At 67.3% G+C, this 14178-nt stretch carries 15 protein-coding genes; 5 read left to right on the forward strand and 10 right to left on the reverse strand.

Going from position 1 to position 14178, the window contains the following annotated elements:
- Positions 1 to 88 precede the first annotated feature (88 nt).
- Entirely contained in the window at positions 89 to 529 is a 441-nt protein-coding gene (locus AC3A6Y_RS08990) for a hypothetical protein (RefSeq protein ID WP_487867889.1), read from the reverse strand.
- A gap of 202 nt (positions 530 to 731) precedes the next feature.
- Positions 732 to 1010, reverse strand: coding sequence for a hypothetical protein (locus AC3A6Y_RS08995; protein WP_487867890.1), 279 nt, complete (start codon positions 1008 to 1010; stop codon positions 732 to 734).
- A gap of 185 nt (positions 1011 to 1195) precedes the next feature.
- On the opposite strand from AC3A6Y_RS08995, the gene AC3A6Y_RS09000 reads away from it, so the two are divergent.
- The 4 genes from AC3A6Y_RS09000 (at position 1196) to AC3A6Y_RS09015 (ending at position 4266) form a co-directional block, all read left to right on the forward strand.
- Entirely contained in the window at positions 1196 to 1498 is a 303-nt protein-coding gene (locus tag AC3A6Y_RS09000; RefSeq protein WP_487867891.1) for a DUF5676 family membrane protein, read from the forward strand.
- 144 nt (positions 1499 to 1642) lie between these two features.
- Entirely contained in the window at positions 1643 to 2815 is a 1173-nt protein-coding gene (locus AC3A6Y_RS09005) for an MFS transporter (protein ID WP_487867892.1), read from the forward strand.
- Positions 2816 to 2861: 46 nt separating this feature from the next.
- Positions 2862 to 3191, forward strand: a complete 330-nt coding sequence (locus AC3A6Y_RS09010) for a hypothetical protein (RefSeq protein ID WP_487867893.1) — start codon at positions 2862 to 2864, stop codon at positions 3189 to 3191.
- Between the two features lie 112 nt (positions 3192 to 3303).
- Positions 3304 to 4266 carry an ABC transporter substrate-binding protein gene (locus tag AC3A6Y_RS09015; RefSeq protein WP_487867894.1) on the forward strand — a complete coding sequence of 321 codons (963 nt, stop codon included), beginning with the start codon at positions 3304 to 3306 and terminating at the stop codon, positions 4264 to 4266.
- 75 nt (positions 4267 to 4341) lie between these two features.
- Here AC3A6Y_RS09015 and hppD read toward each other — a convergent pair whose 3' ends face one another.
- From hppD to AC3A6Y_RS09035, 4 genes are read right to left on the reverse strand one after another with little or no spacing between them, the layout of a single operon-like run.
- Entirely contained in the window at positions 4342 to 5436 is a 1095-nt protein-coding gene (gene hppD / locus AC3A6Y_RS09020; protein ID WP_487867895.1) for a 4-hydroxyphenylpyruvate dioxygenase, read from the reverse strand.
- Positions 5437 to 5470: 34 nt separating this feature from the next.
- Complete coding sequence (locus AC3A6Y_RS09025) at positions 5471 to 6451, reverse strand: Bug family tripartite tricarboxylate transporter substrate binding protein (RefSeq protein WP_487867896.1); 981 nt, start codon at positions 6449 to 6451, stop codon at positions 5471 to 5473.
- 40 nt (positions 6452 to 6491) lie between these two features.
- Positions 6492 to 7646, reverse strand: a complete 1155-nt coding sequence (locus AC3A6Y_RS09030; RefSeq protein ID WP_487867897.1) for a CaiB/BaiF CoA transferase family protein — start codon at positions 7644 to 7646, stop codon at positions 6492 to 6494.
- A 22-nt stretch (positions 7647 to 7668) separates the two neighbouring features.
- Positions 7669 to 8625: a hydroxymethylglutaryl-CoA lyase gene (locus AC3A6Y_RS09035; RefSeq protein ID WP_487867898.1), complete on the reverse strand. Its 957-nt coding sequence runs from the start codon at positions 8623 to 8625 to the stop codon at positions 7669 to 7671.
- A gap of 132 nt (positions 8626 to 8757) precedes the next feature.
- Here AC3A6Y_RS09035 and AC3A6Y_RS09040 point away from each other — a divergent pair, with 132 nt between their 5' ends.
- On the forward strand, positions 8758 to 9669 hold the full coding sequence (locus AC3A6Y_RS09040; RefSeq protein WP_487867899.1) for a LysR family transcriptional regulator: 912 nt from the start codon (positions 8758 to 8760) through the stop codon (positions 9667 to 9669).
- Positions 9670 to 9699: 30 nt separating this feature from the next.
- Here AC3A6Y_RS09040 and AC3A6Y_RS09045 read toward each other — a convergent pair whose 3' ends face one another.
- The 4 genes from AC3A6Y_RS09045 to AC3A6Y_RS09060 all read right to left on the reverse strand — a co-directional run bounded on the left by AC3A6Y_RS09045 (position 9700) and on the right by AC3A6Y_RS09060 (position 14132).
- Positions 9700 to 10689 (reverse strand): Bug family tripartite tricarboxylate transporter substrate binding protein, encoded by a 990-nt coding sequence (locus AC3A6Y_RS09045; RefSeq protein ID WP_487867900.1) that lies wholly within the window; start codon positions 10687 to 10689, stop codon positions 9700 to 9702.
- 282 nt (positions 10690 to 10971) lie between these two features.
- A complete protein-coding gene (locus tag AC3A6Y_RS09050) occupies positions 10972 to 11724 on the reverse strand; it encodes an alpha/beta fold hydrolase (protein WP_487867901.1) in 753 nt (250 codons plus the stop codon).
- Between the two features lie 62 nt (positions 11725 to 11786).
- Entirely contained in the window at positions 11787 to 12746 is a 960-nt protein-coding gene (locus tag AC3A6Y_RS09055; RefSeq protein WP_487867902.1) for a Bug family tripartite tricarboxylate transporter substrate binding protein, read from the reverse strand.
- A gap of 159 nt (positions 12747 to 12905) precedes the next feature.
- Positions 12906 to 14132, reverse strand: a complete 1227-nt coding sequence (locus AC3A6Y_RS09060) for a CaiB/BaiF CoA transferase family protein (protein ID WP_487867903.1) — start codon at positions 14130 to 14132, stop codon at positions 12906 to 12908.
- Between the last annotated feature and the right edge of the window lie 46 nt (positions 14133 to 14178).

Raw genomic sequence — 14178 nt, forward strand, 5'->3', positions numbered from 1 at the left:
GAGCCTCCCGTCGGGGGTACATGGTCCGGGAAGGAGCATGGAACGACCTCTTTTCAGTGCTGTGTCGGCCCACTCGAGCGCGTTCGAGTCAGAGTTGCCATCGGAAGGTCCGTGGCGCGGATTCGCCCGGGCGAACAATCCTTAGTTCGATCGCCGACGGTCGTGGGGTCGGAGCATCGAAGACCAAGATCCCTTCGCGGTGATGGCCGCCCGGAGCGGCCCCGGTCCAGCTTGTCGGTTCGAACGAGCGCCCATCTTCGGTCACCAGCCTCGCGCTCCGGGCGAGGTCGTCGGTCAGCTCAGCGCTGTGCGTGTCGAGCACGACGCTGAATTCCCATTGGCTGTCGGAAGGGCCGATCGCTTTCGGCGTCACCTTGATCACTACCCCGAGTTCGGTCGTTGACTGCGCAGCCAGCACGCCGGCGGTGGTTTGTGCCCCTGCTGGCAAGGATGACGACGCGATCAGGAGCGCTGCAATCGTCGCCCAACCGACTGCCCCGAACGACCGGGCACTGCGTGCTTGAGACATAAATGGACTCCTCTTCGCGTATATGAACGAGCGCAGTTCAGCTGCAGCAGCCGCAGCAGTGGCCCCGGAGTCGAGCGAGCCGCACACCTGGATTTGAGGAAAGGTCAAAGCCAATTGAAGCCGCCGCGGGTACCGGGGTCTTGTTGCATGGGCGGCATTTCATTGCTCCTGGTTTGCAGCTCGGGGAGGCCCCTCGTTCGGATCACTGATTCTTGTGGAACTTGGTGTGCTCGTGCACGGGCTTTGCCTTGGCTTTCGCGGCCGCGGTCGCAGGCTTGCCGGCGCAAGGACCCGACATTGGCCTGGTGATGCCTTTGTCGGCGAGATGGTCATGGCGCGCCATCGGCTTGCGGCAGTCCTGAGACCCAGATGCCGAGGTGGTCGGCGTCGACTCGGAGGCAGCCGGGGGCTGCTGGGCAAGAGCCGTTGTGGCGGACAAAGCGAGGCCGAACGCGAGCGGGAGAAGGCGAGGGACGTTCACGGTGAGACTCCTGTACAAAATGAACAAATCGAAGCAAGCGCCGGCCGAACATGGGATGCATGTCCAACTCCTTGAGGTCGCAAGAATTGCAGGATCAGCAACCACGGGGCTTGATCCACATCAAGGCGACCGCACAGCTCTGCGTTAGATTGGTCTTCCGGCAACGATGCCGAAAGGAGACTGACATGGGCACCCATGCACTTCCTCTGCAGCACGAGACGCCTTCGCCCGGACCGCTTCGCACCGGCATCGCGTTCTCAGTCACCGTGGCGGTGTTCTATGTGCTGTGTACGCTGATCTGGCTTGCCGCTCCCGGCCCGTTTGTCGGCTTCATGAACAGCCTCTTTCACGGGATGGACTTCACGCCGCTGCTGCGGCCCGCGCCATTCGCGTGGGGCAGCTTCATCGAGGCTTTGGTCGTTATGGCGATCTGGTCGTTCCTGGCCGGCACCTTCTTCGGGTGGCTGCGTAAACGCCTGGGGGCGTGAGACCCGCCGTCGCTTCGGCCTGGGCAATCGCAGATCCCGCGCGCTCCCACGTTGTGGAGCTTTCAAGTGGCGCGGTTGGGTGTGGAACCTTCGACCATCTATATTCCGGGGGTCCGAGGTCACCGAGCGCGTATACATGCCGCCATGCGAATGCCCCAGCCTCGCGCGTTGCGCTCGTTCCTCCTTCTCTACGTGTTGCTGTACGCCTCATTTGGCGTGGCGTCGCCCTTCTGGCCTCGCTATTTCGAGACGCGAGGGCTGTCACCCGAGCAGATTGGACTTTTGTTGGGGCTGAGCACGATCGTTCGCCTGATTGCCGGACCGGTTGCCGCGCGCATCGCAGATCGATCGCAGCGATTGCGTCACGTACTGGCCACGGCTGCCGCCATGGCCGCCTGCCTTGCTTTTGCTTTTGGCCAACCTTGGATCGGTGGTTTCTGGATACTTCTGGTCGTGCGCCTCTGCCATGAAGCTGCACTTACACCCACCACCTCGCTTGCCGATGCTTTGGTGTTGAATGCTTCGAGACCGCGCGCTTCGTCAGGCGTGAACTTCGAATATGGCTGGGTACGAGGCTCGGCATCGGCTGCCTTCGTGTTCGGGACGCTTGCCGCTGGACAAGTGATCGGCTGGACCGTACTCGCGTCGATTGCATGGATGCATGGCGCCTTGCTTCTGCTCGCAGCAGCAAGCACCATGCTCTTGCCGGCGCATGACACCAGGACCGACGCAAGCCCCCGACCATCATCGTCCTTCAGAGCCATCCAAGAGCTCATGGGGATCGTCTTGTTCCGGCGCATGGTGCTCGTTGCGGCCCTGGTTTACGGCAGCCATGCCATGCATGACGCATTCGCCGTCATCCGATGGAATGCGGCCGGCGTCAGTCCGATGGCGATCAGTGTCCTTTGGTCGGAAGCCGTCGTTGCGGAGGTGGTGGTCTTCATCCTGATCGGACCTCGATGGGTCGATGCACTCGGTCCGGGCCGCGCAGCCGCAATCGCATGCGCGGCGGCTGTGCTGCGATGGCTCGTGGTGGCATCCTCGACCCATCCTGGAGCGCTTGCGATCGTACAGCCCCTGCATGGATTGACGTTTGCGCTTCTGCATCTCGCTTGCATGCGGCTCATCGGGGCTTCTGTGCCTCGGCATCTCGCCGCGACGGGTCAGGCCATCTATGCACTCGGACCGGCGCTGCTCACAGCGCTGCTGACCTTGTCATCCGGCATCCTGTATGCACGCCTCGGAGCTGGCAGCTTCCTGCTGATGGCGCTGCTGCCGACCCTCGCCTTGCCGCTGTGCTCGCGGCTGAAAACTTGACCCTCTCGTAACGGCACGGTCTAGGATGCCTTCAACTTGAGGGGGCATGTTTTTGAAGATTGGTGAACTTGCCCGGCGCACCGGGTTGACCGTGCGCGCATTGCGGCACCATGAGGACATCGCATTGGACGACTGGCTCCTGGCGCTCGAAAGCATGGTCGCCGGCTCGAAGTACCTCAGGGACGACGAGCAGCGCAGGCTCAGGACGCAGCGCGAAGCTTGGACCGACGCAGTGAGGCCCCAGCGCGCCGAGTTGTCGGCGTGGCTGCAACGCCTCGTCGCGACCGGCGTTTCTACCGAGGAACCGGAGGCACAGGACCTGGCGCAACGTTGGATCGGACGCCTCGTCCAGAAGGCGCAGCTGCGCCTCGACTGATCAGGTCGGCGCCGCGCGCTGGCGCGCAGGCTGGCAACGCACCATACTTGCCCCACTCCCGTGGCGGGAGAGCAAGGATGCAGACGGCGTGAACAGCCTCAGAAGATTCCTCTTGAGCCTCGCGATGGGTGCAGCCTGCGCCCCGTACGCTTCGCTCGCGCAAAGATCGTCGCCGAAACCGCTGCGCATCGGATACCTGGACACCAGCTCGGCGCGCATCGCGAGCGACCGGCTCGACCGCCTTCGGGCGGGGCTGCGCGACCTTGGATACCTGGAGGGCAGGGACATCGTCATCGAGGCCCGATGGGCAGAGAGCGCGTACGAGCGCCTTCCCGATCTCGCGGCGCAATTGCTGGAGCAGAAGCTGGACGTCATCGTGGCCGCGGGGCCCGCCGCCATCCAGGTCGTTCGCCGGGCCACCACCACCTTGCCCATCGTCTTCGCAGCGAGCGGCGATCCGCTCGTCTTCGGCTTCGTCGAGAGCCTGCCGCGGCCGGGAGGCAATGTGACCGGCGTGTCGAGCGTCGGAGCCGACCTGAGCTACAAGTACCTGGAGTTTCTGCGCGAAGCCATCATCAGTCTCTCGACGGTTGCCGTGCTGGTGAATCCGGGTCATCCGGGCCACGCTGTCTACTTGAAGAACATCCAGACTGCGGCGCGGACGGCCGTGCGGGTGCTTCCCATGCAGGTGGCGGGCGCCGGCGAGATCGAGGCTGCTTTCGGCGCGCTCAGAAAGGGCCCCGCCCAGGCGCTCATCGTGCCGGGTGACGGTTTGTTTTTCTCGCAGGCGCGGCGGATCGCCGAGCTCGCCGTATTGCAGCACCTGCCCACGCTGTTCTCGAGCCGGGAACCCGTTCAGGCCGGTGGCTTGATGAGCTACGGCCCGAACCTGGCGGAGCAGTTCTACCGGGCAGCGAGCTACGTCGGCAAGATACTGGCAGGTGCGAACCCCCGGGACTTGCCTGTCGAGCAACCCACGACCTTCGAACTGGTCATCAACCTCAAGACCGCCAAGGCGATCGGGCTGACGCTGCGGCGGGAACTGCTGCTGCGGGCCGATGTTCTGGTGGAGTGAGACCCTTTCGCTGCAGCATCGCGGAGTGAGCCCTCTGGGTGCTCCGGGGGGCACCGCGCGAGGCGTGCATTCAAGTCATGGCGTGTCCGGTCCATCGGTCTTCAGCACGCCGCGGCGCACCTGGTCGCGCTCGATCGACTGGAACAGCGCCTTGAAGTTGCCTTCGCCGAAACCATCATCGCCCTTGCGCTGGATGAACTCGAAGAAGACCGGGCTTCCGAACGCCGTCTGCGAGAAGATCTGCAGCAGCAGGCGCGGCCGTCCGCCCTCGGTGCTGCCGTCCAGCAGGATGCCCCTTGACTGCAGTTCGGGCACGGGCTGGCCGTGGCCGGGCAGCCGCGTCTCCAGCATCTCGTAGTAGATGTCGTTGGGCGCGGTCATCAGCGGCACGCCGGCAAGCCCCAGCTGGTCGATGGTGTCGATCAGGTTGTCGCTCAGCAGTGCGATGTGCTGGATGCCTTCGCCGTTGAACTTCATGAGGAACTCCTCGATCTGGCCCGAGCCCTTGGAGGATTCCTCGTTCAGCGGAATGCGGATCTTGCCGTCCGGCGCCGTCAGCGCCTTCGAGGTCAGGCCGGTGTACTCGCCCTGGATGTCGAAATAGCGGATCTCGCGGAAGTTGAAGAGCTTCTCGTAGAAATGGGCCCAGTAGCCCATGCGGCCCCGGTAGACGTTGTGCGTCAGGTGGTCGATCACCTTGAGGCCGTGCCCTGGGGGATGCCGGTCCACCCCCTCGATGAACTCGAAGTCGATGTCGTAGATCGACTTGCCGTCCTCGAAGCGATCGATCAGGTAGAGCGGCGCGCCGCCGATGCCCTTGATCGCGGGCAGGCGCAGCTCCATCGGCCCGGTCGCGATCTCGACCGGCTGGGCGCCCAGCTCGAGCGCCCGCGCGTAGGCCTGGTGCGAGTCCTTCACGCGAAAGGCCATGCCGCAGGCCGAGGGGCCGTGCTCCGCGGCGAAGTAGGCCGCAGGGCTGTTCGGTTCGCGGTTGACGATGAAGTTGATGTCGCCCTGGCGGTAGAGCACCACATCCTTCGAGCGGTGCTTGGCGACCTGCGTGAAGCCGAGCTGCTCGAAGAAGGGTTCGAGCGTGTTGGGCGTGGGCGAGGCGAATTCGACGAATTCGAAGCCTTGCAGTCCCATCGGGTTTTCGAACAGATCGGTCATGGGCGCTCCGTAAAGGTTGGGGGTTGGGTGCGGCTCAGTCAGCCGTGATGTTGGCCTTTTTGACCAGGGCTGCATAGCGCTCCTGTTCCGTCTTGAAGAACTGCAGCGAGGCCTCGGGCGTCATCGGGTTGATGACGTTCTCCTGCTTGGCCATCGCATCCTTGGTCTCGGGCATGGCGAAGGCGGCCACGACCGCGCCATGCAGGCGCTTGACCTCGGCGGGCGGCAGCTTGGCGGGGCCGACCACGGCGAACCATCCGCCGATGTCGACCGTGGGAAAACCCTGCTCGGCCAGGGTGGGCACATCGGGCAGCGAGGGCACGCGCGTCTTGCCCATCACGCCGATGGCCCGCAGCGATCCGGCCTTGAGCTGCCCCTGCACGGCGGGCACCGCGAGCACGCCCATCTCCACCTGTCCGCCGATGAGGTCGGCCACCATCGGGCCGACGCCCTTGTAGGGGATGTGGCGCGCCTCCGCCCCCGCCGCGTCGAGGAACATCGCGGCGGCCAGGTGCAGGATGGTGCCGTTGCCGGAGGACGCATAGTTGTAGGCCTCGGGCTTGGCCTTGAGCATCGCCTGCAGTTCCTTCGCGTTCTTCGCCGGCACCTTGGGGTTGACCACCAGCACGAAGGGCGTGGCGCCCACCACCGAGATGGGCGTGATGTCCTCGACCGCGTCGAAGGGCATCTTCTTGAACACGCTCGGGTTCACGACGTGGTTGTTCGACACCACGCCGATCGTCTGCCCGTCCGCGGGCGCGCGGACGATCACCGATGCGCCCGTGATGCCCCCGGCACCGGGCAGGTTCTCGATGACCACCGCCTGGCCGCCCAGTGCCTTGGTCAGCGAGGGGGCGGCGGCCCGCATGATGGTGTCGACGCCGGAGCCGGCGCCGACCGGCAGGACGACGCGAAGCGGCTTGTCCGAAGCTTGCGCCATGGCCCCGCCGGCGAAGAGGGCCAGCGTGGCGATGAAGAATGCAGCGCAGCTGCGGCGTTGGATGGCGTGGGTCATCTCGTTGGTCTCCTTGAATTGCGGTTGGGGGTTGCGGACGTCAGGCGGGAACGTGGCGCTTGAGGCCCGAGAGCACCTCCTCGGTGTGCTGGCCCACGCGCGGCAGGGCACTGCGCACACCGGGGCGGCGCCCGCCCATCAGCAGGGGAAGCAGCACCACGTCGGTCATGCTGCCGTCGTCGGTTTCCATCGGCACGAGGCCGCCGCTGGCCTTCAGGTGCGGGTCGCTCATGAGCTGGTCGGGCCGCATGATGGGTGCATAGGGGATGCCCGCGGCCTCGAGCTTGGGCGACAGCTCCTCGACGCGGTGGTGCCGGAGGTGGCCGCCCAGCCGCTGCAGCAGGGCCGGGCGCACGGCGACGCGCAGCGCGTTGGTGGCCAGCGCCGGATCGGCGGCGAGCTCGGGCGCCTCGATCACCCGGCACAGCGTGAGGAATTGCTTGTCGCTCACCGCGCCGATGAAGAGCTGCTCGCCGTCCGCCAGCGTGAACACGTCGTACACGCTCCAGGCCGACACGCGCGAGGGCATCGGCGGCGGCGCCTCGCCCGTCATGGCGAACTGCTGCATGTGCTGGGACGACAGGAACACGCAGTTCTCGAACAGCGCGCTCTGCACCTCCTGCCCCTTGCCGGTGCGCTCGCGCTCGCGCAGCGCGGCCAGCACGCCGATGGCGCCGAACATGCCGCCCATGATGTCGTTGACCGAGGTGCCCGCGCGCAGCGGCCGGCCCTCGGGGCCGGTCATGTAGGAGAGCCCGCCCATCATCTGCACCACTTCGTCGAGCGCGAGCCGTCTCTCGTAGGGGCCGGGCAGAAAGCCCTTGTGCGTGACGTAGATGAGCTTCGGATACTTCTTCGACAGCGTCTCGTAGTCGAGTCCGAAGCCGGCCATCAGGCCCGGGCGGAAGTTCTCCAGCACCACGTCGCATTCGCCGGCCAGTTCCGCAGCCGTGGCACGGCCCTCGTCGGTGCCGATGTCGATGACCACGCTCTTCTTGTTGCGGTTGAAGGCGCGGAAGAAGCCGATGCCCAGGCCGGGCAGCTTGCGCGTCTTGTCGCCACCGGGCGGCTCGACCTTGATCACCTCGGCGCCGAGATCGGCCAGGATCATGCCGCAGGTCGGCCCCATGACCATGTGGGTGAACTCGAGGACGCGGATGCCGGCGAGGGGGAGGGATTGGGCGGTGGTTGTCATGCGGTGGTTGTTTCAGAGTGGATCAAGCTGCCGCAGCCTGCGCGGCAAGGCCGAAGGTCTTGGGCAGGCCGGCCTGCCACAGGGAGCCGTGCAGCGTTTCGCCGGCGAGCCATTGCGCCACCCGGGCGCGCAGGTCCAGCAGTTGCTCGATGTCGATGCCGGTGGCAATGCCCATGCTGCCGAGCATGTAGGCGAGGTCTTCGGTCGAGACGTTGCCGCTCGCGCCGGGCGCGTGCGGGCAGCCGCCGATGCCGGCCAGGCAGGCGTCGAACCGGGCCACGCCGACCTCGAGCGCGGCATAGACGTTGGCCAGGCCGAGTCCGCGCGTGTCGTGGAAGTGGCCGCACCAGAAGCGGTCGCCGGCGATCTTCACGGCGTCCTCGAACAGGTCGCGCACCATGCCCGGATCGGCATAGCCGACCGTGTCGGCGATGCTCACGCGGTCGGCGCCGGCGTCGAGCAAGGCCTGCATGAGGCGCAGCACTTCGCTCTTCTCCACCCGGCCCTGGATCGTGCAGCCGAAGGCGGTGCCGACACCGCCCTCGATCAGCGTCTTCGAACCGGCGGCGTCGCGCGCGGCGCGGATCTTGCCCAGTTCGGCCACGACGTCGTCGGGCGTCTTGCGCAGGTTGGCCAGGCTGTGCGCCTGGCTCGCCGACAGCGGCACGATCATCAGGTCGGCCTCGGCCGCGATGGCGTTCTCGGCGCCGCGCAGATTGGGAACCAGCACCGACACGAAGAGACCGGGCAACGTTTTCGCAAAGGCCACGAGCTCGGCCGTGTCGGCCAGCTGCGGCAGAAGGCGCGCCGGGACGAAGGAGCCGACCTCGATCTCGCGCTGTCCGGCGTCGTAGGCGGCGCGAATCCATTCACGCTTCTGCGCACTCGGAAGAATGGTCGCGATGCTTTGCAGGCCATCGCGCAGGCCCACTTCGCGAATGACAGCGCTGCGCGGCAGTCGGCTGCTGGAAGAAATCATCGGCTTGTCTCCTGGGTGTGGCGCACGGCGCAGCGCCATGGGGGAGACTTTAGAGATTCCCAGTTAGTTAGAAAAGCGGTAGATTGGAACGTTGGACGTTCCGTGTCGGAACGTCAAAGTCAAAGGGCATCCATGCGCGATCTCGACCTGACCACCCTGCGGCTGTTCCTGACGGTGTGCGAGACCCGCAACATCGCGCGCGCCGCCGAGATCCACAACATCGTGGCGTCCGCGATCAGCAAGCGGCTGCTGCAGCTGGAGGATTCGGTCGGCAACGTGCTGCTCGAACGGCGCCGGCGCGGCGTGATCCCCACGGCCGCCGGCGAAATCCTCCTGGAGCACGCACGCGCGATCCTGGCCGGCGCGGATCGCGTGGCGCGCGACATGGCGGCCTATGGCAAGGGCATCCAGGGCCAGGTCCGGGTGCTGGCGACGGTGTCCTCCATCGCGGAGTTCCTGCCGGACGACATCGCGAACTTCCTGCAGGTGCCCGCGCACCGGGACATCCGCATCGACATCGAGGAAGCGATCAGCCGCGACCTGGTGCGCGCACTGCGCGAAGGCGTGGCGCCCGTCGGCGTGTGCTGGGATGCCGCCGACCTGGAGGGGCTGCAGACGCGCGGCTACCGCCACGATCACCTCGCGATCGTCGCGCATCCTTCGCATCCGATTGCGCGCCGCAGACGCTGCTCCTTCGAGCAAACGCTGGAGTTCGACCACGTGGGCCTGCCCGCGTCCACCGCGGTGCATACGATGCTGGCACGCGCGGCGGCGATCATCGGCCGGCCGATCAGCTATCGCGCGGTGGTCAGCACCTTCGACGCATCGCTGCGCTGCGTGCGCGCGAACCTCGGCATCGCGGTGGTGCCGCGGGAGGTTGCAGAGCCGGTCGCGGAGAGCTTCGGCGTGAAGGTGGTTCAGCTGTCCGACGCCTGGGCCAGGCGCAGGTTCGCACTGTGCTTTCGCGATGCGGAGAAGCTGTCGCCGGCGGCGAAGCTGCTGCTCGCGCACCTGGAGAGATCGGCCACTGCGCGCGTCAAGTGATCGATCCCCTCTCCGTCGCCGCGACGGGCGTCACTGCGGCTCGATGCCCGCCTTCTTGACCAGCGCCGCGTACTTCGTCAGCTCGCTGCGGAATGTCGCCTGCGCCTGCTCGGGTGTGCCGATGGAGATCGTGTTGCCCTGCTTGGTCATCGCCTCCCGCACGGCGGGATCGTCGAAAGCGGTGACCACCGCATCGTGCGCCTTCTTCACGTGGGCGGGACTCAGGCCCTTGGGGCCGATGACGGCGAACCAGGCGTCCACCACGAAATTCGGCAGCCCCTGCTCGGCGAAGGTGGGGATCTCCGGTGCGGCCGGGGTGCGCTGTGCCGTGAGAACGCCGATCGCTCGCAGCGCGCCGCTCTTGATGTGCGACTGGACGCTGGGCAGGGCGGCGGTGCCGAACTCGACCTGTCCGCCGATGAGGTCGGTCACCATCGGGCCCACGCCCTTGTAGGGGATGTGCTTGGCGCTCACGCCGGCCTGCTCCAGGAACAGCTCGGTCGCGAGGTGCAGGATGGTGCCGTTGCCTCCCGAGGCGAAGTTGAGCGCACCCGGCTTGCTCTTGAGCAGCGCAATGAACTCCTTGCTGTGGGTCGCCTGCACCCTGGACGGGTTGACCACCAGCACCATGGGCGTGGCGCCGACCACGGCAATGGGCGTGAAGTCGCCCGGCATGTCGAAGGGCAGCGACTTGAGCACGCTGGGCAAGATCACGACGTTGTTCGACACGATCGACAGCGTGTTCCCGTCGGGTGCGGAGCGCGCGAGCGCCTGAAGCCCGACCACGCCGCCCGCGCCGGGCTGGTTGTCGACGACCACCGAGGCGTTGAAGGCCTTGGAGAGCGCGGGTTGCGCCGCCCGCGTGATCGTGTCCACGCCCGATCCGGTGGCGTTGGGCAGGATGAAGCGCACCGTGCCGGACTGGGCTCGCACGGCAAGAGGCCACGCGCCCATCGCCACAGCGGCGGCCGCCGAGCCCGCCAGCACCGAGCGGCGCGAGAAGTTTTGTCTCGAAATCATGTTGTCTCCTTCAGTCCTGCAAGCCTGTCCGCGAAAGCGGCGATTCATGCCACGACGTTTCGGGATCGTAGGCCTTCGACGTCGGCATCGCTATAGCCCATTTCCTTCAGGAGCGCTGCGGTGTGTTCGCCCAGTGGGTGGGCTCAGGCCGAACGCCGGTTCGTGGTGTGCTTTCGCGAAGCCGATCAGCTCTCGCTTGCCGCGCGCGCACTCATGGAGCACCTGGTGGCGCGAGGCCATCCCGGCTTCCGATGATCCGGTGACGGCTCGATCGCACCGGCTTCACGTGAACGAAGCGACCCAGTCCCACACCCGCGCGGGCGCCTCCACCATCACGTTGTGGCCATGCGGCCCCAGGTCCGAGGCCTCGGGGTCGAGCGCGCGCATCTGCGCCATCGTGACCAGCGCGTCGTCGTGCCCGCGGCCCAGATGGACCGGGCAGCGAGCCAGCGCCATCAGCTCCGACATGGGCGGCTTGCCGACGGCATGGGCGCGAGGGTCCATTGCGAGACGCCATCCTTCGGCGCTGCGCTGGATGCCCCGCGCGGTCACGGGGGCTGCTGCGTCGGCGATCCCCGCGAGGCCCGAGACCTTCAGGTACCGCTCCCACGCTTCTTCTTCCGTGGAGAAGTTCCTGGCGGGCTGGGAGGCCAGGCTCTCCATGCGGCGGAGCTCGTCGTCGCTCCACGCGATCTTGATGCCGGCCCCGAAGACGTGCTGCGGCGTGACGCCGAACCAGCCGGTGGCCAGGGCAAGACCGATCACGCCGCCCAGCGAATGTCCGAGCACCACCAGCCGGCCCGCGGGATCGACTTGCGGCAGGACGGCGCGTGCCACCGCCGCGGCAGTCTGGCCGATCGCGTAGGCGTCCTGGCGATCGGATTGCCCATGGCCGGGCAAGTCCAGCGCGATCCACCGGCCGGCCCAGCGATTGCCGGCCTCTCTGCAGAGGGGCGACCACACGGCCCCCGTTGCGCCCATCCCATGCAGCATGAGCAGCAGGTCCGGGCCCTCGCCGCCTTGTTCCAGGTACATGTCCACCACCTCCATTGCCATGTCGATGGGGGCGAGACTACCCGACCGCGGCGGGCGTCTCCTCAGTGCGCCTGCTTGGGCAGGTTCAGGCTCTGCAGGAGCGGCACCCAGCGATTGAACTCGGTGTCGACGAACTTCGCGAGATCCTCCGGGCTGCCGCCGCGCGGCTCCATGCCCACGGCCCGGGCGCGCTCGACGAACTCCGGATCGGCAATCACCTGGTTGACGGCACGGTTCAGGCGTTCGACCGCATCCTTCGGGGTGGCGGCTGGCACCGAGAGCGAATACCACAGGGTGGCCTCGAGGTCGTAGCCCAGTTCCTTGAAGGTCGGCGCGTCGGGCACCTGGGGCATCCTCTTGCTGTCCATCACGCCCAGGACCCGGAGCTTGCCGCTGCGCACATGGGGCAGCGAGCCCGTGATGGAGGTGCCATGGATGTCGATCTCGCCGCTCAGCAGCGCCTGCACCGCGGGGGCATCGCCGTTGAAGGGGATGTGGGTCGTGCTGAAGCCGTTGTTTTTCTCGAAGCTCAGGGGTGCGAGGTTGGTCAGGATGGCCGCGCCCGGCGAACCCCGGTTGATCTTGCCGGGGTTGGCCTTGGCATAGGCCACCATCTCGCGGATGTTCTTGTAGGGCAGGTCGGCCCGCCCGACGATGATCGCGGGCTGGTAGGCGATCTGCGAGACCGGCGCGAAATCCTTCTTGGGGTCGTAGGGCAGCTTTTCGTACAGGATGGTGTTGTTGGCCAGCGTGCCCAGGGACGACACCAGCACGGTGTTGCCGTCCGCGCGGGCCCGCGCCACGTAGTCCGCGGCGACGATGCCGCTGGCACCGGGCTTGTTGTCCACGATGACCTGCGTGCCGCGCTTGGTGAGTTCGGCCGCGAGGAGGCGCACGTACTGGTCGGTGCCGCCGCCCGCGGCGAAGGGGACGACGATGCGGATGGGCTGCTGCGCCTGGGCCGGGCCCAGCGACGCGAACAGTCCGAACAGCACGCCGGAGATGAATTTCCTGTAGCTCACTTTTGTCTCCTGATTGACTCTCATGGGGCCTGCGACATGGCGGCATGTCCGACCGGGACCGCCGCGCCGGGCCAGTCTAGGGCGGGGCAGGGTGGGCCGGCGTGCAAGGAATGAAAAGCTGCTTTGTATGCCGTGCACGCGGGCCGGACGCATGCGCCTTCACCTGGGAACACCCGCGGGCGCTGCCTTGACCACCCCCGACGCATGCAGCGCCGCGATCTCCTCGGCCCCGAAGCCCGCCTCGCGCAGCACCTCCTCCGTATGCGCCCCGTGCGCCGGCGCGGCCTGGGTCGGCCGGCGCGGCGTGTCGCACAGCTCGTAGGGCAGTCCGAAGCTGGCATAGCCCGGCCGCTCGCCGTTCGGCGCCACCTCGATGACCATGCGGCTCGAACGGAAGTCCTCGCCCGCCAGCGCCTCGCTGTAGCTGCGCACCACGCCCACCACGATGTTGTTGCGCGTGAGCAGGTCGACGCACTCCTTCGTGCTGCAGTGCGACAGGCGCGCGCTCACCGCCTCCTTCATCGCCGGACGGTGGGTCACCCGCAGTTCGTTGGTGAGGAAGCGCGCATCCGACGCCAGCGCGGGGCAGCCGATCGCCTCGCACAGCCGCACCCAGTGCGATTGCACGTAGGCCGAGATCACCACCATCCCGTCGCGCGTGCGGAAGATGTCGGCCGCCGGGGCGTTCATCGGCTGGCCGTCGCCGCTGCGGGTGGGCTCCACGCCGCGCACCAGGTAGTCGCTCCAGTTGGGCAGCTGCAGGTTCAGCGCCACCTCCAGCAGCGAGACGCGGATGGTCTCGCCGAGGCCCGTGCGCTCGCGGCGGAACAGCGCGGCAAGGGTCGCCTGCGCCGCCACCTGAACGGTCGCCGCATCAATGATGGTGGCGCCCACCTTCTGCGGCAGCCCCCGGGGCTCGCCGGTGACCGACATCATCCCGCTCTCCGCCTGCGCCGCGATGTCGTAGCCGGGCCGGTCCCGCGAAGGCGCCTCTGCCGGGAAGCCGGCGATCGACACGTGGACCAGGCCCGGCTGCTGCGCACGCAGGGCTTCGGCGCCCAGGCCCAACGCCTCGGCGGCGCCCGGCCGCAGGTTCTGCACCAGCACGTCGGCGCCCGCGATCAGGCGCCGCGCGACCTCCTTGCCGCGCGGCTGTCGCAGGTCGAGGGCGATCGACTTCTTGCTGCGGTTGTAGGCCCGCAGCATGGCGTGGCCGAAGTGGCCGGTGTGGCGCGCCATGTCGCCTTCCATCGACTCGATCTTCACCACTTCGGCGCCGAGGTCGCCGAGCGTCATCGCGGTGCCGGGGCCTGCGATGTAGTTGCCGAGTTCGACGACGCGGATGCCCTGCAGGGGCGGCGGGGGAGGTGCAGCTCGTTCGTTCATCCGCGGGACTCTAGGAGGCCGGGGCGGCGGCGCGAGACCGGCAACT

Source organism: Variovorax sp. Soil_C_17 (assembly GCF_057657265.1).

Bases quoted from the DNA above. Each gene is read 5' to 3' on its own strand.
- AC3A6Y_RS08990 (WP_487867889.1), bottom strand. From the start codon at position 529: ATGTCTCAAGCACGCAGTGCCCGGTCGTTCGGGGCAGTCGGTTGGGCG.
- AC3A6Y_RS09000 (WP_487867891.1), top strand. From the start codon at position 1,196: ATGGGCACCCATGCACTTCCTCTGCAGCACGAGACGCCTTCGCCCGGA.
- AC3A6Y_RS09005 (WP_487867892.1), top strand. From the start codon at position 1,643: ATGCGAATGCCCCAGCCTCGCGCGTTGCGCTCGTTCCTCCTTCTCTAC.
- AC3A6Y_RS09010 (WP_487867893.1), top strand. From the start codon at position 2,862: ATGTTTTTGAAGATTGGTGAACTTGCCCGGCGCACCGGGTTGACCGTG.
- hppD (WP_487867895.1), bottom strand. From the start codon at position 5,436: ATGACCGATCTGTTCGAAAACCCGATGGGACTGCAAGGCTTCGAATTC.
- AC3A6Y_RS09025 (WP_487867896.1), bottom strand. From the start codon at position 6,451: ATGACCCACGCCATCCAACGCCGCAGCTGCGCTGCATTCTTCATCGCC.
- AC3A6Y_RS09030 (WP_487867897.1), bottom strand. From the start codon at position 7,646: ATGACAACCACCGCCCAATCCCTCCCCCTCGCCGGCATCCGCGTCCTC.
- AC3A6Y_RS09035 (WP_487867898.1), bottom strand. From the start codon at position 8,625: ATGATTTCTTCCAGCAGCCGACTGCCGCGCAGCGCTGTCATTCGCGAA.
- AC3A6Y_RS09040 (WP_487867899.1), top strand. From the start codon at position 8,758: ATGCGCGATCTCGACCTGACCACCCTGCGGCTGTTCCTGACGGTGTGC.
- AC3A6Y_RS09045 (WP_487867900.1), bottom strand. From the start codon at position 10,689: ATGATTTCGAGACAAAACTTCTCGCGCCGCTCGGTGCTGGCGGGCTCG.
- AC3A6Y_RS09050 (WP_487867901.1), bottom strand. From the start codon at position 11,724: ATGTACCTGGAACAAGGCGGCGAGGGCCCGGACCTGCTGCTCATGCTG.
- AC3A6Y_RS09060 (WP_487867903.1), bottom strand. From the start codon at position 14,132: ATGAACGAACGAGCTGCACCTCCCCCGCCGCCCCTGCAGGGCATCCGC.